This is a genomic window from Sphingomonas sp. LY29, assembly GCF_035593985.1.
In the GTDB taxonomy this organism is placed as follows: Bacteria; Pseudomonadota; Alphaproteobacteria; order Sphingomonadales; family Sphingomonadaceae; genus Sphingomicrobium.
The window spans coordinates 2245134-2264761 of the sequence record NZ_CP141587.1; the positions used below are offsets into that span (position 1 = coordinate 2245134).

Consider the following 19628-nt stretch of genomic DNA (forward strand, 5'->3'; position numbering starts at 1 on the left):
ACAAGGGCCTATCGGTGCATCTTCGACCGTTGCTGGCCCTCAAGGTCCGCAGGGTCCGATCGGTCCCACTGGCGCAGCCTCTACGGTTGCTGGTCCGCAAGGGCCTAAAGGAGACACGGGCAATACTGGACCGCAAGGACCGGCAGGACCAACCGGACCCGCTTCGACGGTCGCAGGACCGCAGGGCGTCAAGGGCGACACGGGACTGACGGGACCGCAAGGCCCCGCAGGAGCGCTTCGCAGCGCCTCGGCGGCTATCGGATACGAGACGGGCGCTGGTGGCTCTGTGACGCAGCCTACGAGCCGTGTGACGGGTGTTACGGTCAACAAGGCGTCTGGCGCGATCACGCTGTTCAACAAGACGACGACGGCCAACCTGATCGAGAGCTTCACCGTCACCAATTCGCTGGTCGAGATCGGGGACACGATCAATCTCTCGGTGCGGGCGACGGCCAACTTCTTCGCGTTCGTCACCAACGTGACGGCGGGTTCTTTCAGGGTTTCGATCTTCACGCCGGTTGCGACGACCATCCAGGCGCCAATCCTGAACTTCACGATTATCAAGGGAGTTTCCGCATGATCCGAAAGATCGGACAGCATTGGGAAGGCGACGTTCGCGTCACCTGGTATGGCGATGACGTTACCAAGGAAGTGACTGTCGAGCGCTGGCAGGACCCGCAGCGGGCCGTTGATATGGTCGCCGCGGTCAATGCCGAGGGCGGTGGCAAGACCATCGACGGGCTTGGCAAGCCGGTGGTCGAGGTCCCGATTGTCGCTGCCATGGACTTTGCGGCTCGTCGCGGCATCCCGTGGGAGAAGCTGCTTTACTCGAACGACTATGACGAAGAGTTCAAGCGCTTCGCCGCCGAGCATTCCAAGCTGACCTATCAGAACGCCAAGAGCGTTCACACCGTCCAATGATTACGACCTACGACGAACTCGTGTCGGCGGTCGGCGATTGGCTCGACCGTGACGACCTCGCGACCCGCGCATCGACCTTCGTGCAGTTTGCCGAGGCTCGTATGAACCGGCTGCTCGAAGATCCAGAGATGGAGGTCGTCTCGACGGTCATTGCGGACGGCGATTACACCGCGCTCCCGGCAGACTTCGGCTCGATGGTCAGCATTTCGACGGGCGACGGGCCTTTGTCGGCGGTTGGTGCGGTCGAATATGCGGGCCTTAACGAGATCAGCGGCGTTCCGCGGCACTACGTCATCGTTGATGGCTCGATCGGCTTTGCGCCTCGCAATGGGACCGCGACCATTCGCATGGTCTATCGCCGCCGCATCCCGGCGCTGTCGGACAGCAATCAGACCAACTGGCTGCTGAGCCTTGCGCCAGACGCCTACCTCTACGGCGCGCTGGTGCAGGCTGAGGGCTTCCTGTCTGAGGATGACCGCATTTCGGGCTGGAAGGACATGTTCGACGAGGCTCTGTCTGAGCTTCGCGTCGATGCCAACAAGCGCAAGTGGGGTTCCGGCCCGATTGCACCGCGGATCAAGCGTCAATGAAGCTGGCTTGGGGCGACTTCCTTCCCGATCTGCCTAATCACGGCACACCGGGCGTGGCGGAAGCCGTCAACCTGTACCCTTCGTCGGGGGGCTATCGCCCCGTCGGGCAGTGGGTTGCCCACACCGAGGCGCTTCCGAGCTTGTGCAAGGGCTCAGCGGCCTTCGTGGCGCCTTCAGGCCGTGTGTCGATCATCGCAGGGACCGCGACCAACATCTACCGTCAGAACGGCCTAGCGTGGGACGACATCGGCGGCGGGTTTAGCCTAGCCGAGGAAGATCGGTGGCGGTTCGTGCAGTTCGGCAAGTACGCCCTCGCAACCAACTCGGTCGATGCCATCTACAAGGTCGATCTCGAATTGGACGAGGTCACGCTGTTGTCGCTGACCGCGCCGATCTTCGAAGCCTTGGCGGTGGTGAATAATTTTGTCGTCGGGACCAAGATGGACGGCGTGGTCAACCAGCTTGCCTGGTCGGGTGAGAACAACGCCGAATGGTGGACCTTCGCTCAACGCAAGTCGGACTTTCAGGAGTTCGCGGACGGCGGCGAGATCACCGGGATCATCGGCGGCGAGATCGGGCTTATCCTGCAGCGCAGCGCGGTTCGCCGCATGGCCTATGTCGGGGGCAACGTCCTGTTCCGCTTCGACAAGATCAGTGCGAACGTCGGCTGCGCCTCGATCCACTCGGTCGCTCAGCACGGCGATCTGGCGTTCTGGCACTCGGATAGCGGGTTCCAAATGTGGGACGGCGCTCAGATCCGCCCGATTGGCTTCGAGAAGGTCGATAGCGCGTTCGCCAGCCTCTATGGTCAGATCAACTATGCCGAGATGTCCACGGCGACCGACGGCCAGCGCAACACGGTCTGTTGGTCCACCGGGAACAAGATGTGGATCTATAACTGGGTCCTCGACAAGTGGAGCATCATCGACTTCCCGGCTTCGATCGTCACCTCGCGCATCACCCGCGCGCCGGGACTGGAAGAGCAAGACCCCGCAATCGGTGTAGAAGACGACAACGTGGACGCGCCTGACCTCGACAGCTTCGATAGCGGGCGGTTCGTAGGCGGCGATCCGCTGTTCTACGTTTTCCAAGAGGGAACGATCGGCACTTTCAGCGGCGACAACATGGCGGCAAAGATCGTCGGTCGGTCAGTTGAGATGATCGAAGGCCGCGACGCAAGGATTCGCAGGGTTCGCCCGATGACCGACGCAACGGACGGGATCACGGTTCGCCTTGATACTCGCCAGCGTCTTGGCGACATGGGAACGCGCCGCGACTTCACGACGCTACAGGCGAGCGGAGAGATGCCAGTTCGGGCTCGTGGGCGATTTGTTGAGCCGCGGCTGATGATCGCTGCCGGCGAGCCATGGACTTACTTGCAGGGCATTGATGCAACGCTGGCGGTCGGTGGTCGCCGATGAGCGAAGTTTTCACGTATATCTGTACCAAGAGCACGGTCGATCCGTTCCTCCCGCCGCGGACGGCAAGTGTTGAATCCTTGTCGCGCGACGTGTCGGATGCCTTCTTCGCCTTGCAGGGTGGGCGCTTTGAAGTCGGCAAACTGGCTCAGTTTCCGCTTCAGCGTTCGGTTGCCAATCACCTGCTCTGCGATGGGCGGGAAGTCTCGAAGGTCTCGTTTCCTGAGTTGTACGACTACCTGTCCGACAGCCAGGGTGCCGCGACCGACCCAGACTATTTCGTTCTGCCGAACTACCTCGGCACAATCACCCCGGCTGCTACGGCTGAGACTGAAACCGTGGTGGAAGGCACCGTCACAAGCCCGCCGCCCGTCCCGCCTGTTCCCGGCGATCCAACTCCGGTTGCGCCGCTCTATGGCGACGTGGACAGCGGTGGCCGGTTCCGCCGCCAAGTCGATACGGTCATCCCGTGAGAATTTTGCCGGACTGGGCTGGCTACTGCCAGTTCCGCAGCGCCTTCGCCGACGTGATGGACGAGCGCTACCACAGCCTCGATTGGCTCGATCAGCAGGTTCTCTCCGGCGAATTTAAATTCTTCAGGACCGAAGATGCGGCAATCGTGGTCGAGCTTCGCGATTATCCGACCGGGGCGCGCGACGTGCATGGCCTCATCGCAGCCGGAAACCTTGCCGATATTGTCGAGCGATTGATCCCCGCCGCCGAGGCGTGGGGCAAGGAACAAGGCTGCATCGGCGCCATCATCGAGTCTAGGCCGGGGTGGGCCAAGGCACTCTCACAATACGGCTACGAGCCGCATCAACTAGCCGTGCGAAAGGAACTCTGATGGGTCTCTCAAAGTCGAAGAGCAAAACCACCAACGACCCGTGGAAGCCAGCTCAGCCGTTCATAATCAAGAACCTGCAGGACCAGAGCGCCGTCTTCAATTCTACGCAACCGCAGCTTGAAGGCTTTGCCGCTCAGCAGCGCGACACTTACGGGCGCATCGCTCCCGGTGCCGAGCAGGGCATCATGGGCGCTCAGAGCCTCGTCAATCGCAACCTGTCGGGCGCGAACCTGCAGGGCAATCCGTATCTCGACGCCATTCTCGGCCAGACCCGCGATAATGTCATGGCGCGCGTGGGTGACGAGTTCGGAAGCGCCGGACGGTTCGGTGGGGGAATGCACCAGGCGATCGCCGCTCGTGAAGCGCTGAACGCCGAAAACGCCATGCGCTATCAGGACTATGGGCAGGAGCGCGCCTATCAGCAGGACGCGATCGGACAGGCCGGCCAGATGATGCAGGGCTCGCAGTCGATCCTCAACAATGCAGCGGAGCTTCCGTGGCTGGGTATCCAGGCTTCGAACGGCGCGGTTCGGCAGGCCTCGAACGGCTACGGCACCAGCTCGACGACCTCAAAGCAGGCGCTTGGCCCAATGCTGCTCAATGCGGCGGCTAGTGCGGCCCAGTCGGCGGCAATGGCGTCGGATCGTCGCCTCAAGCGCAAGATCAAGCTGCTCAGCCGCGCCAAGGATGGTCTCGGCTTCTACTCGTGGACCTACCTCAACGGGAAGAAGGCGGTCGGCGTCATGGCCGATGAAGTCGCCAAGCTTCGCCCGTGGGCGCTTGGTCCGAAGATCGAAGGCTTCGCAACCGTCAACATGGGAGCGCTCTAATGCGTGAACTCGGCATGGCCCTAGCGCAGATGCTCGGTCAGACCGGGCAAGCCGCGCCGCAAGCACCCGCGCCGGGTCCGAAAGGGCCTAGCAAAGGCGCGATGATCCTCGGCATCCTCGGTGACGCTCTGGCCGGCGCTGCGGGTCGCGGACCTACGTTTGGCCCGATGATCGCCAGGCAGCGTCAGGAAGAGCAGGACGCGATGAAGGCGGAAGCCAACTGGGGCCGTCGCCTCACTCAGTACGAGCAGCAGAAACAGATCGACCAGCGGTATTCCATGCCAGACGTGTCGCCGATTGAGCGCGACCTTGCGGTATGGGAACGCCTCTCGCCTGAGCAACGCACTGCCTATCAGTCGATGAAAGCAATGGGCGCCCCCGATCCCGATGTTGCTGTGACGCTTCCTGATGGCCGCTTCTACGCTGGGCCGCGTTCCGGTCTTGCTGCAGCCCTTCAAGGTGGCGGCGCGGCTCCTGCACCTCAAGCGCCGGTCGGCAAGCTTCGCCCGATGAACGGAGGTCCGGCGTCGCAAGCGCCGGGCGGCTTTCGCTAGTTTCCCAGACCCGTTCAAGGCTCCTGGTAAAGTTACCAGCGGTCGTCGGACGGTCGAAGGCAATCGGCTCGTCGGTGGCAAGCCAAACAGCCACCACTTGACCGGCGATGCAGTCGATTATGTCGGCACGAACGTCGATCAGCTTCGCAAGTATTTCGGGCCGACGGCGCGCTTCCTCGACGAAGGCGACCACATTCACACGACCCTGCCCGGATACGGCAAGGTCCCTTATTTCGGCCGTCGCGGCACGAAAGGACGATAGATGCAGCAGCAGATGGTCGATGAAGCGGGCAACATTTGGGAAGTCGATGCCGCTGGCAATCCGATCCGCATGGTTCAAGGCGCGCAGGCTCCGGCTGCCGGTCGCGTGTTCAACCTCGGCATGTCGCCGAAAGAGGCGCGCCAAGAAGCTCGTCTCGAGGAAACCGACGCTCGCGCCGATCGCCGCGAAAGCCGCGCAATCAGCACTGAGGAACGAAAGGCCGATAACGACGCGCTTTCGAACGAGTTGAAGCGTCTTGAGCTTCGCTTGAAAGAGCAGGAGCTGAGTAAAGGCGAAAGCGGAGGCCGCACGACTGCCCTTAAGTCGCTCGTCAATCAGATCAACCGCGTCCAGACGCTCTTCAACACTGGTCCCGGCACGACCAGCGGCCTCGGCGCGGTGCAGGACTATCTGCCGACCGGCCCGAACAAGGCGTTTGACGCTGCGGGTGCGAGCTTGTCGGCTCAGGGGCTCGCGGCATTCCGCGTTCCCGGCACCGGCACCGTTTCCGATCGCGATGCGATCATGTTCGACCGCGCCAATCTCCCGCAGGCGTCCAACTTCGACGATGCCACGCTAGAGCAGCTTCGTGGCCTCCGCACTCGCGTCGAAGGCGAGTATGAGGCGATGGGCCTCGGCAAGCCCGCTTGGGACGGCATCGGACAGAAGGCCGACAACGAGGTCCCCGATCCTTCGACGGGCGCTGACCTCAAGCCGCCCGCAGACATGCGCGACCCCGCCAACTATCAAGCGCGGACCTCGGCAGCGTCGGGCGACCGCCGCGTCACCTATGATGCGCGCATGTCGTCGCAGATCGACAGCCTCATCAACGCGGGCGCCAGCAAAGCTACGATCGACGCTATCCTGAAGCGCCAGAACTTCCCGGTTGTGTCGCCGCAGGAGTGGACCGCCATTCAGGGCTGGAAGTCGAAGAACCCCGGCAAGAAGTATTTCGGCGCCAACATCAGCCGCACCGACGACCTCTCCATCGGTCAGCAGATCGCAGGCTCGGCTCCGGGGGCATTCCTCGCCCAGATGGCGAACAGCGCCACGGCGGGCATCCCTGCGGCTCTCGCTGGCGATCAGGGCAAGGGTGCGCTCGATGCGATGGCAGCAGCCAATCCCAACGCCTCGATGGCAGGTCAGCTAACGGGCGCGGTGACGGGTGCCATGGGCGCTGAAGCTGCGATTGCGGCCCGCGCTCCAGCAGCGATTGCCGCTTATGCCCCGCGCATCGCTGACGGCCTGTTCGGTGCCGCTACGGGCTTCAACCAAGCGCAAGAGGGCGAAGGTCTAGCGGATGCGGGCAAGGGTGCCGTCGCTGGCGTTCTAGGCGGCTTCGTCGGCGAGCGGGTCTTGCGCGGCATCGGTGCCGCTACGCGCGGAGTCCAGAATCCTTACGTTCGCACCCTTCGCGATCAGGGCGTCCCGCTTACCGTGGGACAAACTGTTGGCGATAGTGGCAACATCGGCTCAACGATCAAGAACATCGAGGATGCGCTGACCAGCATTCCCGGCGTTTCGAGCGTCATCAATGCTCGTCGCACGGAAGGGCTAGAAGGCTTTGACCGTGCCGCATTCCAAGCAGCCGGCGCTCCCGCTGGCATCAACGTCGATGCTATTGGTGCACAAGGAATGGAGCAGCTCCGTAACGGGATCGGTCCAGCCTACGATAATGCTCTGGGTGGCGCGCAAATCAACGCCAATGACCCTGGCTTTCTGCAGGCTGTAGAGGAGTTAGTGCAGGCGTCTAACCGCATCCCTCCTGTCGGCGGTGCTCGTGAAGCAGCAGCAGCGGCCATCGAGAATCGCATAGGTGGTGCTGTCGATCCCACGACCGGCGCGATGACCGGACGCGGCTTCCAAGAGGCTTATCGCGGCTTGGGCCGAACCGCTCGTGAGCGAGCCAATGGCGACTACGGGCATGAGGTCGGGCAAGTCATGCGCCAAGGCCAGAACGTCCTTGCGGATGCGCTTGATGAGCAGAACCCCGGCGCACTTGAGGCATTCCGCAATGCGAACGCGGTCAATCGCAACGCCAACGTCCTTGCTCAAGCACTGAACAGCGCCAAGAATCAGGGCGACGAGGTATTCACTCCCGCTCAACTGAACACCGCCGATGCAAGCTCGGCTCGGCGTTTGGAAGGCCCGATGGCGAGTGCTGCGGGCGACCGTCCGTTCTTCGATCTTGCGCGAGCCGGCCAGCAAATTCTGCCCTCGAAGCTACCGGACAGCGGCACGGCCACGCGCGGGATTGTCGGCGCCACGCTAGTCGGCGGACTGGGCGGGGCTGGCGTCGGCTCCGCATTCGGTGACCCCGGCAGCGGCGCTCAACTGGGCCTAGGCGCCACGCTCCTGCTCGCTGCTGGCGGGTCGCGTCCGGCTCAGCGGGCAATGGTCAATATCCTGGCAGAGCGTCCCGATGTCGCTCAGCAGTTAGGCCAGCGGATCATGCAGGGTTCGCGCTTTGGCGGCGCGTTCGGCGCTGGCGCTGCTACGCCACTCGCTGTTGGCTACGGACAGTGAATTTGAGCCGTTCGGGAATCTTCGGATCTTCGAACGGCCGCTTACCGGTTTTCTCGCACCACTCTTCGTAGGCTTTGAAAACGCGCTGGGCTTCTTCCCGCTTGTAAGCGCGCTCTTCCCAGTCGGGCCACCAGCCCTTCTTCGCTAGAAACACGACAAGCGCGCCTTTGATGGCGACCGCTAGACCAATCTCAAGAGCTGTCATCGGACGCCGACCATAGGCGAATCCGGCCCTATTCGCAACGGAGCATAATCAATGGCTTTTCGTGACTATTCGACTGATCCCGCTGCGAACACGACCATCGGCGATGATGTGTTCATTGGCCCCAATATGCTTCGCAATAAGGTGCGACCTGCGCTGCAGCAGTTGGCCGCGGATGGGAAGGAATTGGCCGATCAATTCGCTGCTCGCGCTCTCTTGGAAAAAGGCGACACGGGCGATACCGGCGCGCAGGGACTTCCCGGCCAAGCAGCGTTCAATACCCCGTCGCAAAGCTACGTCGGCTATGCAGCAACTCTCGCTGAATGGATGGCCGCAGCGGGCAAAGTCGGCGCCATCTATAACCCGTCCGACCTCTCGACCGTCTGGCAGGACGCTGGCGGCACGGTTGCGGGCGTAGTCGGTCAGCCCGTTCTTCGCCTTGATGACCTGTCGGGCAACGGCAACCACCTCAACACCAAAATCGGCGCTGGAACAATCACTCTCCAGATTGACGCGAGCGGCCGACACTATCTCGCCTTTCCGTCGAACGCCGGACTCAACCAGCCTTACTCGGCGGTCCGCACGTTCTCGACGAGCGCTTATCTCGCAGCGGCTTTCGCGAAGCCAACCGAAGCAGGTTTCGCGGCCTTCGGTTTTGTCGGTGGCCCGCACCTATTCTATATTCAAAACCAAATTAGCAATCATCGGGCTAGTGTCCTTGTTGCAGTGGGAGGGTCGGCGGCACTAAGCGCACCCTCTGGTTCGTTTGCGCCGAATGTTCCGGCCGTTCTCGATGCTCAACTTTCCCCAACCTCACTAAGTTCTTGGCAGCACGGGTCGGGCCATTCGCGGCCGGAAACGTGGGCGCAGTTCGACGGCGGCAAGCGAGTTGTCACAGCAGCGCTTACCGGCAGCGCCAGCGGGCCAGAGGCGGCGTTGGGCATCAGCCCGCAGACCCTCACGCCTCAGAGCTTCTACGGCGGCGTGTGGGTCGATGGCCCTATTCCTCTGACCACGCGCAACGAGATCAATCAGTGGCTCCGCTTCCTCTGCGGCGAAAGCGACCTCGACAGCCTGACCTATGACGTATTCATCGTGGCAGGTCAGTCGAACGCTCAAGGAGCGGCAGCAGGCTTCGGCACTACGCCGGCACTCGGACGCGGCGCCTATTGGAGCCCTTGGTATACGGTCAATCGCATGGCGGATCCCGTGCGTATGCTGGAAGACGACGTGTCGCTGACCGGTTCGGCTTGGCCCGCGTTTGCAGAGGCTTGGTATGTCCGCACGGGCAATCCTGTCCTCATCATCGGCGCGGCAGTCAGCGGGTGCGGTCTCGTGACAGCGGGACCGGACGGCTTGTGGGGATCGTCGGGCAACCTGACGACCCGCGCTGCCAACCAGGCGCTTGAGGCGCTCACCTATCTCGGCGCCCAAGCCAATCTGAGGGGCGTCATTTGGGCGGGTGGCGAGCAGGACGCGGAGGCTTTGGCAACGGGAACGCCGAGCCAAGCAACCTACGCAGCGGCCCTTGTGGACCTTCGCGACCGCTTCCGTACCGCGCTCGACAAGCCGACGCTGCCCATGTTCATGATCTCGGCCGATCGCCGCACCGACGGCACCTACGACGCGGGCTACGTCACGCTCCGCGCGGCTCAAGTGGCAGCCGGAACGGCGGACAGCGGGATCAAGCTAGTCGTGCCGTATCAGAACTTCGTCGGTGCTGGGCTGATGAGCGATGTCGTGCATTGGAACCAGACGGCGCAGAACACGGTGGGGACGACTGCGGCGGGCGCTATCGCGACGCATTTCGGTTACGCCTGATCTACTTGATCGCACACCACCATTCGCAATCTTCCGGCTGCACACATTCACCGTCATTGCAGATGCGGCAGTAAACTGGCGGCTTCTTCAGCCAAGCGATGAAGCGTCGGAGCATTCCCGAACAATAACACAAACTGGCGACCCGAACAGCCCTCGTGAAGCTGTCCGGGTCTGACCTTCCTCGATCCTTAGGAGACCGAAGATGGCTGGGCAGCGCCCTACGCACACTTTGCGTGATTCGGAAAGGGCGGCGGTATGCTGATGGAACTCCGCGTCCTTAACGTCGCGATCTGGCTCGCGGTCTTCATCTACATGATCCCCGGCGCCTGGGCTGCATCCTTTGGCCGGAAGCACACCCGCTACGGCGATCCCATGCGGCTTGCTGTGCAGGGCGTGGCCTTCGTCATGGTCGGCTTCAACCTCCGCTGGCTATTTGCCCCTAACGATCAAGCCACTTGGGCCGGTCTCTACATCATGAGCGCCGCGCTGGGCATCTACATCGCCTACCTCGCCCGCGTATATGGTCGAGGAAAGAAGCTGTGAGCGTCCCTGTGACAGTGGCCGGCTTTACCTGGACCTCCGCCCTTGTCGGCCTCCTGAACGTGATGGTCGGGGGTGCCATCGTCGCCTTCTTCCGCAGCCGCGCTCCAGTTCGAAAGGTCGCCGCCGATCGCGAGGCCAACCTACTAGCAGAGCGGGCCAAGGAAATGGCGGGTATGCGTGAACAAATTGAGGAGCTTCGCATGAAGCTCGACCTCGCCAGCGAGGAAATCCGCGTGGTCCGTCATGACCTCGCCAATGCCAACCACAGCTTAGACCTCTTCATCGCCTTGATCGAGGCGAACCCCGAACGCGCCGCGGAACACGCCAAGCGCGTGAAGGAGCATCGCGAAGAGGCTCGTCGCCAGATCGGCGAAGAGAAGGCCGCTCTGACCAAGGTGCGCGTTTCGAAAATCGGAGGAAACTCATGAACCAGTGGAACGAGCCGCGTTTCCTAATCACCGTCCTCCTGATCGGGTTGTTCGGATACGCCTACATCATCGATCCCAGCGACGAAGCCATGAAGGGTGCGCTGATCGGCGCTTTCTCTGCGGCCTATGGCTTTTGGATCGGCAGCAAGCAGAACGATAAGGCGACCGAGAATACCGGCAAAGCCTTTGACGCCATCCAGGCTGCCGCTGCCATGCCTTCCACGACTGAGCCGCAACAGGTCGAAGTCGTCAACTCGCCTAGCCACCCCGTCCCGACCACCGCCAGCGATGAAGAATTGCCGGAGTATGCGCGATGAATCGCCGCCCAATATTCGATGCCGTGCGACAGCTACGTGGGGGCCAAGCCTTCACCCTTGCGGATGTGAAGCTGCTCGACGCGGCGATTGACGCCTCAGTCGCTTTCCCTGTCGCTCAGCCCGCTCAGCGGCGCATCAGCGACAAAGGGCTAGCACTGGTCAAGGTGTCGGAAGGTCTGCGCCTCGGCGCCTACCGCTGCCCCGCTGACGTCCCGACGATCGGCTACGGCTCGACCGGCGCCCATGTGAAAATGGGAATGACCATCACCGAGGCTGAAGCGGAGAAGCTGCTGCTCGAGGATCTGTCGCGCTTCGAAAAGGGCGTGGCCGAAATGGGCGGCAAGATGACGCAGGGCGAGTTCGATGCGCTGGTCAGCTTCGCGTTCAACCTTGGCCTTGGCGCGCTGAGCAATTCCACGCTGCTGAAGAAGCACAAGGCCGGCGACCGCAAGGGTGCCGCGCTAGAGTTCAAGCGCTGGGTGAACGCGGGCGGGCGCAAGCTGCCGGGTTTAGTGAAGCGCCGGGAAGCCGAACGCAAACTCTACACGGGAGAGGCCTAATGCTCGCTAAGCTGATCGAACGCGTCCGCAAGGGGCCGCGTTATCGCTACCGGGACGCTGAGACCGGGCGATATGTCTCGCGGCTCTACGCGCTGCTTCACAAGGCGACCACCGTTCGGGAGACCGTCCGATGATCCCGTATCGCCCAAGCCCGCGCACAATTGCGCTCATCGTCGGCCTGATCGCGCTTGTCCTGGCTGCCGCCATCATCCCCGGCTGTGTCCGTGATTGGCGCTCACAGCGCGCTCAGAGCCGTGTGGACAACGCTCAGGCCAGTGCAGCACAAACGAGCGCTGCCGAGGCAGTCAACACTGTGGCGGCGTCTGGCGAGGCCGAGGCGGCATCCGAAGACCTATCGCGGACCAATGAGCGGGACATTCGCGCCGCCGATGGTGCTGACGAGCGTGTGAAGCCGTCGGTCGATTACGCCGGTCGCGCTGCGCTTTGCCGCCGCGCCGCCTATGCGACTGACCCGCGCTGCGCCATCTTTCGAGGAGAGGCGAAGTGATGAAGAGCGTTCTCTTGCTTGCGGTTCTGCTGACCGGCTGCGCTGTCCCGACCGTTATCTCGACGCCGAATAGCTGCTCGACCTTGATCCCGCAGACGTGGCGCGAAGGTGTGGCGGGCGCTGAACTGCCAGCAGATGACAGTATCGGCTCGTGGATCGTGTTCGGCGATTCCCAGACGGGCAAGTTGGATCAGGCGAATGGCCGGACGCGGGACACTATCGAGATCGTGAGCGCTTGTGAGAAGCGGGATTCCGAGGCGGTGCGCCGCTCGACCAAGGGCTTCTTCGGTCGGCTATTTAGCTGACGGAAACTCCCCGCTAGCCGCCTCTCTCGCCTGAAACCCTATCCCGTAATACTCTATCTCGGATTCAGCGAATGTCTCTCCAGACATTGCTCTACGCAAGATGTAGAAGATCTGTTGCCAGTTCTCTTCTCTGCGGGTGACTGAGGTATCTACCGATAGGGTGATAGAGGCGTGACGGGGGAGCTTCATGCGGCTTTCGCCTTCTCTTGCCAGCTATGCATCGCTTCGATTGCCACACGGCTAAGCAACGCCATGTCGCGCAGCTTCTCAAGCGGGTCACGGTCATCGGTCCACAGGCCGCGTTCCCGCAATGCCGCAGCCAATTCGCCACCGACCCAATGAGAGCAGGACATCGGACCACCTTCGGTCCAGATCATGTCGTTTGCGTTCGGAAGGATACCGTCTTCCATTACTCTCTCCTTTTGGGGGTGTCTGGCGATAGACATCCTAGATCATGGGCGATGCCTGACGGCCCGCGCTGTCATCCTTCGGACCATGCCCTTCGGTCATGGCGCTTTGCGTCTCCATCGCTATCGCGGCTCGTGCGCGCAAAGCCGCTGCGCAAAAAGCGAGGGCGGGAGTTGCTGCAAAAGCCCGCTCAGCGCCCTCAACCCAAGCACTGGGTTTGTTGCTGGTGTAGATACCTCTCGGGCGGCCCCAAATCTCCAACGCCCAGTCGCACCCTTCCGGTACCAGCATCATCGCCGCATCGATCGAAGCACTGTAATTGAGGGGGATGGCGCGCTGCGCAGGACCGAGCGCAGCGTGTATGTCACGTTCGAGTGCGTATTCCGGCCCCGCCGCTTCCTCGCATCGCCGCGCAAGGGATAGAAGCCCGTCAGGGTCGAGACGCGAAGCAGGCTCGATCGCTTGCGACGATAGCCCGTTCGGCTTGCCGATGCGTCCAGAATCAGTATCCATAACCACCCTCCCTATACTAGAACAGATAGGCAACATACTCATGCTGCCGTCAACATCGACCCAGCCCATCGGGGCGCGATTGCTGCCAGTCGTTCATGCTGCGAGACTGGTGGTGACGACGCGGCCAGGCGCATGATGAGCCAGCACTTGCCGATAGCACTTGAGCATACAAAGCTCTGTCATCGCGCCGTAGCGGTCCACCACGTACAGCCGCGGCATCCACTTGGTCATCTCGCAGTCCATGTAGAACCAAAACATGCCGAGCGACTGAATCTTGAAATTACTGAGGGCGTTTGTGACCTCGACCTCATAGATCCGGATTTCCTTCGCCTCCTCGTCGAGTAGATAGGCGTCGGGAATGAACTCACCGAGCGGCACATTCTCCGGATAGATGCCCTCCCGCTCGAACAAGGGCTTCATCGATCGGGCAAAGCCATTGCGGCACATGCGCGGATCGCTATCGATAAGCTCCCGGATTAACTCCTCGTGGCGGGTGACCTTCCCGTCGGAGCGGACGCAAGGCTTGCGGAGGTCGCGGTTGCGAGGCATCAGGCCGCCTCTCTCGCTGAAGGGTCCGGAGCAAGTCCGGTGCAAGTGCTTGAAGTTCGCGCCATGTTCCACTCCCGTTCCGCGCCATGTGCAGACAAAACTATGGGAAATCCGCCAATCATGTAGCGATCCACTTCAATCGCACTGCAGAGGTCAGGAGTTCGATCCTCCTCAGCTCCACCAGCCTCGGACCCGCGGATATATCCGCACCTTCGACGGACCTGCGCTAACGCAGGTGGCTCAGCCCGGCGCCTATCCCCGGGATAATCGGCATCGATGCTGCCGCTGACCGTTTCTGGAACTCTCATGACAAATCTTGCCACGCTCAAGCGCGACTGGCTTTCGAATCCGCGGGCGGACATCCTTGCCGGGATCGTCGTCGCGCTCGCCCTCATCCCCGAGGCGATCGGCTTTTCGATCATCGCCGGCGTCGATCCCCGCGTCGGCCTTTATGCCTCGGTCGCGATTGCGATCGTTGTCTCCTTTACCGGCGGGCGGCCCGGCATGATCTCTGCGGCGACGGCGGCGGTGGCCGTCCTCGTCGTGCCGCTGGTGCGGGATCATGGCGTCGAATATCTGTTCGCCGCCACCATTCTGATGGGATTGCTGCAAATCGTCGCCGGCCTCGCTCGGCTCGACCTGCTGATGCAATTCGTCTCGCGGTCGGTCATCACCGGCTTCGTCAATTCGCTGGCGATCCTGATCTTCATCGCGCAGCTGCCGCAACTCATCAACGTGACCTGGCAAGCCTATGCGATGATCGCGGCCGGGCTGGCGATCATCTACCTGCTGCCGCGCCTGACGAAGGCGGTGCCGTCGCCTCTGGTCGCCATCGTCCTACTCTCGGCGATCTCGATCTGGACCGGAGCGCCGGTCAACAGTGTCGGCGACATGGGGTCGTTGCCGGAAGGGCTGCCCTCGTTCGTACTGCCCGACGTGCCGCTCACGATCGAAACGCTTCGGATCATTCTGCCTTATTCGCTGGCGATGGCCGCGGTGGGCCTGCTTGAATCGCTGCTCACCGCGCAGATCGTCGACGACATGACGCACACCGACAGCGACAAGAAGCGCGAGTGCGCGGGGCAGGGCGGGGCCAACATCGCGGCCGCGCTGGTCGGCGGGATGGGCGGCTGCGCCATGATCGGCCAGTCGGTGATCAACGTCACGTCCGGCGGCAGGGGGCGGCTGTCGACCTTTACCGCCGGCGCCTTCCTACTGTTCCTGCTCGCCGTGCTCGGACCGCTCGTCGGCCAGATCCCGATGCCCGCGCTGGTCGCGGTGATGCTGATGGTGTCGATCGGCACCTTCAGCTGGAACTCGATCCCCAACCTGCGCCGCCATCCTTGGCCCTCGTCGGTGGTGATGGTGACTACGGTCGTCGTCGTGGTCGCGACGCACGACCTGTCGATGGGCGTTCTGGCCGGCGTGCTGCTGTCGGGAATCTTCTTTGCGGGCAAGGTGCAGCGGATGTTCGCTGTCGAGCGAAGCGTATCAGCCGACGGCGAGCTCGCCACCTATCGCGTGTCGGGACAGATCTTCTTCGCGTCAGTCGAGCGCTTCACCCGCGCTTTCCAAGCGGAAGAAAGCGCGGCGAAGGTGCTGATCGACATGACCGGCGCGCATTTCTGGGACATCTCGGCAGTCGGCGCGCTCGACAAGATCGTCGCGAAGCTGCGACGTGAAGGCCGCGACGTCGAAATGATCGGATATAATCGGGCAAGCGCCGACCTCGTCGACCGCTACGCCCTTCACGACAAGACAGGCGTCGAAAGCGGCGTCGTGCCCCACTGACGGCGCCCGAACCTTAAGCTCAGCGAAACGGCGCATTCAGTCCGTCGTCAGCGCGGCGGGTCCAGACCGTCCCTCGACATCCGGCGCTTTCCGGCCGGACCCATGTTCGAGGAGACAGACATGTTCACCAAGGCTCTTCTGGCCGCCGCCGCGGCAACCACCGCCGTCGTCGCGCTGCCCAGCGCCGCCAGTGCGCAAAGCTATTACGGTTACGGCACGCCCTATTATGGTGGCGGCTACAACCAGGCTTACGGCCAGCGCTACTACGGTCAGCGTTACGCCAATAACTACGACAACCGCTATTATGGCCGCACCTATCGCGGCTACCGCGGCCAGCGCTGCGGCAATGGCACGACCGGCGCGATCATCGGCGGCGTCGCCGGTGCCCTGCTCGGTCGCGAAGTGACCCGCGGTCGCAGCAGCTATGGCTATCGCCGTGGCAACAGCGGAACGACCGGTGCGATCATCGGCGGTGCCGTCGGCGCGTTGGCGGGTCGCGAAATCGCCAAGGGCCGCTGCTAACCGCTGGCAGCCGCATTGGCCAAGTGGTCGGGCCGGGAGGCTTCCTCCCGGCCCGAAACTTTTTGCAGCCATTTGGCGAGGGCCGGATTATAGACCGGTCGATTCAATCGGGAGAGACAGGTGTTCAAAGGGCTGAAGCCCATCCTTTACGGCGGCCGCGAAGTGTGGCCGCTGGTCGAGGGTGGCAAGGGGGTTTCCGCGACCAACCACATGAGCTCGGGTGCATGGGCTGCCGCTGGCGGCATCGGCACCGTCAGCGCGGTCAACGCCGACAGCTATGATCCCGAAGGCCGCATTATCCCGCAGGTCTACAAGGCGCTGACCCGCCGCGAGCGGCACGAGGAACTGGTGCAATACGCCATCGACGGTGCGGTCGCGCAGGTGGAAAAGGCGCATGCGCTTGCCAATGGCAACGGTGCGATCAACATCAACGTCCTGTGGGAAATGGGCGGCGCCCAGCGCGTGCTCGAAGGAACGCTCGCGCGCACCAAGGGAATGGTCACCGGCGTCACCTGCGGCGCGGGCATGCCCTACAAGCTGAGCGAAATCGCGGCGCACCACGAAGTCTATTACCTGCCGATCATCTCGTCGGGCCGTGCCTTCCGCGCGCTGTGGAAGCGCGCCTATGCCAAGGTGCCGCAGTGGCTCGGCGCGGTGGTCTACGAAGATCCCTGGCTCGCCGGCGGCCATAATGGCCTCAGCAACGCCGAGGATCCGCGCAAGCCGCAGGATCCCTACCCCCGCGTCGCCGAACTTCGCGCCGTGATGCGCGAAGGCGGGATCAGCGACGACGTGCCGATCGTCATGGCGGGCGGCGTATGGCGCCTCGACGAATGGGATAACTGGATCGATAATCCCGAACTGGGCGCGATCATGTTCCAGTTCGGCACCAGGCCGTTGCTGACGCAGGAAAGCCCGATTCCGGCCGACTGGAAGGCGCGACTGATGACGCTGGAGGAAGGCGACATCCTCCTACACAAATTCTCGCCGACCGGCTTCTATTCGTCGGCGGTGCGCAACCCGTTTCTGCGCAGTCTCGAGGCGCGCAGCGAACGCCAGATCGCCTACACGAAGGAAGTGGTCGGCGATCATGCCTTCCAGCTCGACGTCGGCGTCGGCACGCGCAAGAATTACTGGGTGACCAAGGGCGACCTCAACCACGCCCGCGAATGGTATGGCCAGGGCTTTACCGAAGCGATGAAGACCCCCGACGATACGTTGATTTTCGTCACGCCGGAAGAGCAGCAGATGATCCGCAAGGATCAGGCCGACTGCATGGGCTGCCTGTCACAGTGCAGCTTCTCGAGCTGGGCGGACAATGAGAAGAATTCGACCGGTCGCCTCGCCGATGCGCGCAGCTTCTGTATCCAGAAGACGCTGCAGGACATCGCCCATGGCGGCCCCGTCGACGAAAACTTGATGTTCGCTGGACACGCCGCGTTCCGCTTCAAGACCGACCCCTTCTATTCGAACGGGTTCGTGCCGACGACCAAGCAATTGGTCGATCGAATCCTGACGGGCGCATGATGCTGGCACGGGGGCTCGGCGTCGCGACATTGCTGTCGATCGCGGCGACCGCGTCGGCGCAGGATCGCCAGCCGCCGTACTGGGCGTCGATCGCCAGCGGCGAGGCGATGATGCGGTCGGGGCCGGGGCGCAATTTCCCCGGCCTGTGGCTCTACAAGCGCCGCGACCTGCCGATCCGCGTGATCAAGACATATCCCAACTGGCGCATGATCGAAGACCCCGACGGCGCGCGGGGCTGGATGCTGGTGACCCTGCTCAGCGATCGCCGTACCGCGATCGTGAAGCCCGGCGAACCGCGCGACATCCGCACCAAGCCCGGCGCGGGTTCCCCCGTCCGCTACCGCGCCGAAGCCGGCGTGGTCGGTCGCCTGAACAAGTGCGACGGCAGCTGGTGCGGGATCGAGATCGGCAACCGCAAGGGCTTTATCGCCCAGTCCGACATCTGGGGCGTGGCCGAAGGCGAGACGGTCGAGGACTGACCTCGACCGTCGCTTGCGTGAATTAGACTAGTTCGACCGCGATCGCGGTGGCTTCGCCGCCGCCGATGCACAGGCTCGCGACGCCCTTCTTCAGGCCCTTGGTCTTGAGCGCGTTGACCAGCGTCACGAGGATGCGGGTGCCGCTGGCGCCGATCGGGTGGCCGAGCGCGGTGGCGCCGCCGTGGACGTTGATCTTGGCGTGGTCGATGCCGAGGTCCTTCATCGCGAACATCGCGACGCAGGCGAATGCCTCGTTCACTTCCCACAGGTCGACGTCGCCGACCTGCCAGCCCGCCTTCTTCAACAGCTTCTCAATCGCGCCGACGGGGGCGATGGTGAACTCGGCCGGCTCGCGCGCATGCGCGGCGGTCGCAACGATGCGGGCGACCGGTGACAGGCCCTGCTCGCCCGCAGTCGATTCACGCATGAGTACGACCGCTGCGGCGCCGTCCGAAATCGACGAGCTGGTCGCGGCGGTGATGGTGCCTTCTTTGGCGAAGGCGGGCTTCAGCTGCGGGATCTTGTCAGGGCGACCGCGGCCGGGGGCTTCGTCAGTGTCGACGATCGTGTCGCCGCCGCGGCCCTTGATCGTGACCGGCACGATCTCATCCTTGAAGCCGCCGCTGTCGATTGCCGACTTGGCGCGGTTCAGGCTTTCGATCGCATAGGCGTCCATGTCCTGGCGCGTCAGCTGATATTCGTCGGCGGTGCACTGGGCGAAGCTGCCCATCGCGCGTCCGGCCTCGTAGGCGTCTTCCAGTCCGTCGAGGAACATGTGGTCATAGGCAGTGTCATGGCCGATGCGCGCGCCCGAGCGATGCTTCTTGAGAAGGTACGGTGCGTTGGTCATCGATTCCATGCCGCCCGCAACGATCAGGTCGGCGTTGCCGCTGGCGAGCGCTTCGGCGCCCATGATGACGGTCTGCATTCCCGAACCGCACACCTTGTTGACGGTGGTTGCCTGGACCGACTTGGGCAGGCCGGCCTTGATCGCCGCCTGGCGCGCCGGCGCCTGGCCGAGCCCGGCGGGGAGGACGCAGCCCATGTAGATCCGGTCGATGTCCTCGCCCTTCACGCCCGCGCGCTCGACCGCGGCGCGGACGGCGGCGGCGCCAAGGTCGGTCGCGGATGCATCGGCAAGGCTGCCCTGCATCGCGCCCATCGGGGTGCGGGCGGTCGAAAGGATGACGACGGGATCGGTGGCCACGGG

28 protein-coding genes and 1 other annotated feature are annotated in these 19628 nt (G+C 63.1%); of the genes, 22 read left to right on the forward strand and 6 right to left on the reverse strand.

The features are described from left to right. Nucleotides 1-286: 286 nt before the first annotated feature. The 10 genes from SH584_RS11480 to SH584_RS11525 all read left to right on the forward strand — a co-directional run bounded on the left by SH584_RS11480 (nt 287) and on the right by SH584_RS11525 (nt 7945). Nucleotides 287-580: a hypothetical protein gene (locus SH584_RS11480; RefSeq protein WP_324807217.1), complete on the forward strand. Its 294-nt coding sequence runs from the start codon at nt 287-289 to the stop codon at nt 578-580. After that, nucleotides 577-921 (forward strand): hypothetical protein, encoded by a 345-nt coding sequence (locus SH584_RS11485; protein WP_324807219.1) that lies wholly within the window; start codon nt 577-579, stop codon nt 919-921. Before SH584_RS11480 ends, SH584_RS11485 begins: the two co-directional genes overlap by 4 nt. Further along, nucleotides 918-1511 (forward strand): phage adaptor protein, encoded by a 594-nt coding sequence (locus SH584_RS11490; protein WP_324807220.1) that lies wholly within the window; start codon nt 918-920, stop codon nt 1509-1511. Before SH584_RS11485 ends, SH584_RS11490 begins: the two co-directional genes overlap by 4 nt. Next, a complete protein-coding gene (locus tag SH584_RS11495; RefSeq protein WP_324807222.1) occupies nt 1508-2932 on the forward strand; it encodes a hypothetical protein in 1425 nt (474 codons plus the stop codon). Before SH584_RS11490 ends, SH584_RS11495 begins: the two co-directional genes overlap by 4 nt. Next, entirely contained in the window at nt 2929-3402 is a 474-nt protein-coding gene (locus SH584_RS11500; protein WP_324807224.1) for a hypothetical protein, read from the forward strand. Before SH584_RS11495 ends, SH584_RS11500 begins: the two co-directional genes overlap by 4 nt. Next, nucleotides 3399-3773, forward strand: a complete 375-nt coding sequence (locus tag SH584_RS11505; RefSeq protein ID WP_324807226.1) for a hypothetical protein — start codon at nt 3399-3401, stop codon at nt 3771-3773. Before SH584_RS11500 ends, SH584_RS11505 begins: the two co-directional genes overlap by 4 nt. Further along, nucleotides 3773-4603, forward strand: a complete 831-nt coding sequence (locus tag SH584_RS11510) for a tail fiber domain-containing protein (protein ID WP_324807228.1) — start codon at nt 3773-3775, stop codon at nt 4601-4603. The genes SH584_RS11505 and SH584_RS11510 overlap by 1 nt, the downstream gene beginning before the upstream one ends. Continuing rightward, a complete protein-coding gene (locus tag SH584_RS11515) occupies nt 4603-5157 on the forward strand; it encodes a hypothetical protein (RefSeq protein WP_324807229.1) in 555 nt (184 codons plus the stop codon). Before SH584_RS11510 ends, SH584_RS11515 begins: the two co-directional genes overlap by 1 nt. A gap of 97 nt (nt 5158-5254) precedes the next feature. Then, nucleotides 5255-5419 (forward strand): hypothetical protein, encoded by a 165-nt coding sequence (locus SH584_RS11520; RefSeq protein ID WP_416385134.1) that lies wholly within the window; start codon nt 5255-5257, stop codon nt 5417-5419. Further along, nucleotides 5420-7945, forward strand: coding sequence for a hypothetical protein (locus tag SH584_RS11525; protein ID WP_324807231.1), 2526 nt, complete (start codon nt 5420-5422; stop codon nt 7943-7945). Here SH584_RS11525 and SH584_RS11530 read toward each other — a convergent pair. Continuing rightward, nucleotides 7914-8150 carry a hypothetical protein gene (locus SH584_RS11530; RefSeq protein WP_324807234.1) on the reverse strand — a complete coding sequence of 79 codons (237 nt, stop codon included), beginning with the start codon at nt 8148-8150 and terminating at the stop codon, nt 7914-7916. The genes SH584_RS11525 and SH584_RS11530 overlap by 32 nt on opposite strands. Nucleotides 8151-8198: 48 nt before the next feature. Then, the gene (locus SH584_RS11535) at nt 8199-8819 is read right to left on the reverse strand and encodes a hypothetical protein (RefSeq protein ID WP_324807236.1); all 621 of its coding nucleotides are present in this window, start codon (nt 8817-8819) and stop codon (nt 8199-8201) included. Nucleotides 8820-9083: 264 nt separating this feature from the next. Between SH584_RS11535 and SH584_RS11540 the strand changes: the two genes are divergently transcribed. The 8 genes from SH584_RS11540 (at nt 9084) to SH584_RS11575 (ending at nt 12629) form a co-directional block, all read left to right on the forward strand. After that, entirely contained in the window at nt 9084-9968 is an 885-nt protein-coding gene (locus SH584_RS11540; protein ID WP_324807238.1) for a sialate O-acetylesterase, read from the forward strand. A gap of 255 nt (nt 9969-10223) precedes the next feature. Then, nucleotides 10224-10511: a hypothetical protein gene (locus SH584_RS11545; protein ID WP_324807240.1), complete on the forward strand. Its 288-nt coding sequence runs from the start codon at nt 10224-10226 to the stop codon at nt 10509-10511. Beyond that, nucleotides 10508-10939 carry a hypothetical protein gene (locus SH584_RS11550; protein ID WP_324807242.1) on the forward strand — a complete coding sequence of 144 codons (432 nt, stop codon included), beginning with the start codon at nt 10508-10510 and terminating at the stop codon, nt 10937-10939. The genes SH584_RS11545 and SH584_RS11550 overlap by 4 nt, the downstream gene beginning before the upstream one ends. Further along, nucleotides 10936-11256: a hypothetical protein gene (locus SH584_RS11555; protein WP_324807244.1), complete on the forward strand. Its 321-nt coding sequence runs from the start codon at nt 10936-10938 to the stop codon at nt 11254-11256. Before SH584_RS11550 ends, SH584_RS11555 begins: the two co-directional genes overlap by 4 nt. Before the next feature lie 65 nt (nt 11257-11321). Next, nucleotides 11322-11816 (forward strand): lysozyme, encoded by a 495-nt coding sequence (locus SH584_RS11560; RefSeq protein WP_324807246.1) that lies wholly within the window; start codon nt 11322-11324, stop codon nt 11814-11816. After that, nucleotides 11816-11950, forward strand: a complete 135-nt coding sequence (locus SH584_RS11565) for a hypothetical protein (protein ID WP_324807248.1) — start codon at nt 11816-11818, stop codon at nt 11948-11950. Before SH584_RS11560 ends, SH584_RS11565 begins: the two co-directional genes overlap by 1 nt. Further along, nucleotides 11947-12324 (forward strand): hypothetical protein, encoded by a 378-nt coding sequence (locus SH584_RS11570; protein WP_324807250.1) that lies wholly within the window; start codon nt 11947-11949, stop codon nt 12322-12324. Before SH584_RS11565 ends, SH584_RS11570 begins: the two co-directional genes overlap by 4 nt. Continuing rightward, the gene (locus tag SH584_RS11575; RefSeq protein WP_324807252.1) at nt 12324-12629 is read left to right on the forward strand and encodes a hypothetical protein; all 306 of its coding nucleotides are present in this window, start codon (nt 12324-12326) and stop codon (nt 12627-12629) included. Before SH584_RS11570 ends, SH584_RS11575 begins: the two co-directional genes overlap by 1 nt. A 185-nt stretch (nt 12630-12814) precedes the next feature. Here the strand turns inward: SH584_RS11575 and SH584_RS11580 are convergent, their stop codons facing one another. The 3 genes from SH584_RS11580 to SH584_RS11590 all read right to left on the reverse strand — a co-directional run bounded on the left by SH584_RS11580 (nt 12815) and on the right by SH584_RS11590 (nt 14099). After that, nucleotides 12815-13039: a hypothetical protein gene (locus tag SH584_RS11580; RefSeq protein ID WP_324807254.1), complete on the reverse strand. Its 225-nt coding sequence runs from the start codon at nt 13037-13039 to the stop codon at nt 12815-12817. Nucleotides 13040-13076: 37 nt separating this feature from the next. Continuing rightward, complete coding sequence (locus SH584_RS11585) at nt 13077-13550, reverse strand: hypothetical protein (protein WP_324807256.1); 474 nt, start codon at nt 13548-13550, stop codon at nt 13077-13079. 93 nt (nt 13551-13643) lie between these two features. Further along, complete coding sequence (locus tag SH584_RS11590; protein WP_324807258.1) at nt 13644-14099, reverse strand: hypothetical protein; 456 nt, start codon at nt 14097-14099, stop codon at nt 13644-13646. 214 nt (nt 14100-14313) lie between these two features. Then, nucleotides 14314-14368: a sequence feature (sul1 is cis-regulatory element that is thought to sense ions involved in sulfur or methionine metabolism; They are found in Alphaproteobacteria), on the forward strand. A gap of 37 nt (nt 14369-14405) precedes the next feature. On the opposite strand from SH584_RS11590, the gene SH584_RS11595 reads away from it, so the two are divergent. The 4 genes from SH584_RS11595 to SH584_RS11610 all read left to right on the forward strand — a co-directional run bounded on the left by SH584_RS11595 (nt 14406) and on the right by SH584_RS11610 (nt 18418). Then, on the forward strand, nt 14406-15890 hold the full coding sequence (locus SH584_RS11595; RefSeq protein ID WP_324807259.1) for a SulP family inorganic anion transporter: 1485 nt from the start codon (nt 14406-14408) through the stop codon (nt 15888-15890). Between the two features lie 120 nt (nt 15891-16010). Continuing rightward, the gene (locus SH584_RS11600) at nt 16011-16412 is read left to right on the forward strand and encodes a glycine zipper 2TM domain-containing protein (protein WP_324807261.1); all 402 of its coding nucleotides are present in this window, start codon (nt 16011-16013) and stop codon (nt 16410-16412) included. Nucleotides 16413-16532: 120 nt separating this feature from the next. Beyond that, entirely contained in the window at nt 16533-17939 is a 1407-nt protein-coding gene (locus SH584_RS11605) for an NAD(P)H-dependent flavin oxidoreductase (protein ID WP_324807263.1), read from the forward strand. Then, on the forward strand, nt 17936-18418 hold the full coding sequence (locus SH584_RS11610; RefSeq protein ID WP_324807265.1) for an SH3 domain-containing protein: 483 nt from the start codon (nt 17936-17938) through the stop codon (nt 18416-18418). The genes SH584_RS11605 and SH584_RS11610 overlap by 4 nt, the downstream gene beginning before the upstream one ends. Before the next feature lie 22 nt (nt 18419-18440). On the opposite strand, the gene SH584_RS11615 is transcribed toward SH584_RS11610, so the two are convergent. Further along, nucleotides 18441-19625, reverse strand: coding sequence for a thiolase family protein (locus SH584_RS11615; RefSeq protein ID WP_324807267.1), 1185 nt, complete (start codon nt 19623-19625; stop codon nt 18441-18443). Nucleotides 19626-19628: the final 3 nt, after the last annotated feature.

Bases quoted from the DNA above. Each gene is read 5' to 3' on its own strand.
- SH584_RS11530 (WP_324807234.1), bottom strand. From the start codon at position 8,150: ATGACAGCTCTTGAGATTGGTCTAGCGGTCGCCATCAAAGGCGCGCTT.
- SH584_RS11490 (WP_324807220.1), top strand. From the start codon at position 918: ATGATTACGACCTACGACGAACTCGTGTCGGCGGTCGGCGATTGGCTC.
- SH584_RS11510 (WP_324807228.1), top strand. From the start codon at position 3,773: ATGGGTCTCTCAAAGTCGAAGAGCAAAACCACCAACGACCCGTGGAAG.
- SH584_RS11580 (WP_324807254.1), bottom strand. From the start codon at position 13,039: ATGGAAGACGGTATCCTTCCGAACGCAAACGACATGATCTGGACCGAA.
- SH584_RS11525 (WP_324807231.1), top strand. From the start codon at position 5,420: ATGCAGCAGCAGATGGTCGATGAAGCGGGCAACATTTGGGAAGTCGAT.
- SH584_RS11585 (WP_324807256.1), bottom strand. From the start codon at position 13,550: ATGGATACTGATTCTGGACGCATCGGCAAGCCGAACGGGCTATCGTCG.
- SH584_RS11500 (WP_324807224.1), top strand. From the start codon at position 2,929: ATGAGCGAAGTTTTCACGTATATCTGTACCAAGAGCACGGTCGATCCG.
- SH584_RS11495 (WP_324807222.1), top strand. From the start codon at position 1,508: ATGAAGCTGGCTTGGGGCGACTTCCTTCCCGATCTGCCTAATCACGGC.
- SH584_RS11590 (WP_324807258.1), bottom strand. From the start codon at position 14,099: ATGCCTCGCAACCGCGACCTCCGCAAGCCTTGCGTCCGCTCCGACGGG.
- SH584_RS11515 (WP_324807229.1), top strand. From the start codon at position 4,603: ATGCGTGAACTCGGCATGGCCCTAGCGCAGATGCTCGGTCAGACCGGG.
- SH584_RS11570 (WP_324807250.1), top strand. From the start codon at position 11,947: ATGATCCCGTATCGCCCAAGCCCGCGCACAATTGCGCTCATCGTCGGC.
- SH584_RS11575 (WP_324807252.1), top strand. From the start codon at position 12,324: ATGAAGAGCGTTCTCTTGCTTGCGGTTCTGCTGACCGGCTGCGCTGTC.
- SH584_RS11595 (WP_324807259.1), top strand. From the start codon at position 14,406: ATGACAAATCTTGCCACGCTCAAGCGCGACTGGCTTTCGAATCCGCGG.
- SH584_RS11565 (WP_324807248.1), top strand. From the start codon at position 11,816: ATGCTCGCTAAGCTGATCGAACGCGTCCGCAAGGGGCCGCGTTATCGC.
- SH584_RS11600 (WP_324807261.1), top strand. From the start codon at position 16,011: ATGTTCACCAAGGCTCTTCTGGCCGCCGCCGCGGCAACCACCGCCGTC.
- SH584_RS11545 (WP_324807240.1), top strand. From the start codon at position 10,224: ATGCTGATGGAACTCCGCGTCCTTAACGTCGCGATCTGGCTCGCGGTC.
- SH584_RS11610 (WP_324807265.1), top strand. From the start codon at position 17,936: ATGATGCTGGCACGGGGGCTCGGCGTCGCGACATTGCTGTCGATCGCG.
- SH584_RS11485 (WP_324807219.1), top strand. From the start codon at position 577: ATGATCCGAAAGATCGGACAGCATTGGGAAGGCGACGTTCGCGTCACC.
- SH584_RS11555 (WP_324807244.1), top strand. From the start codon at position 10,936: ATGAACCAGTGGAACGAGCCGCGTTTCCTAATCACCGTCCTCCTGATC.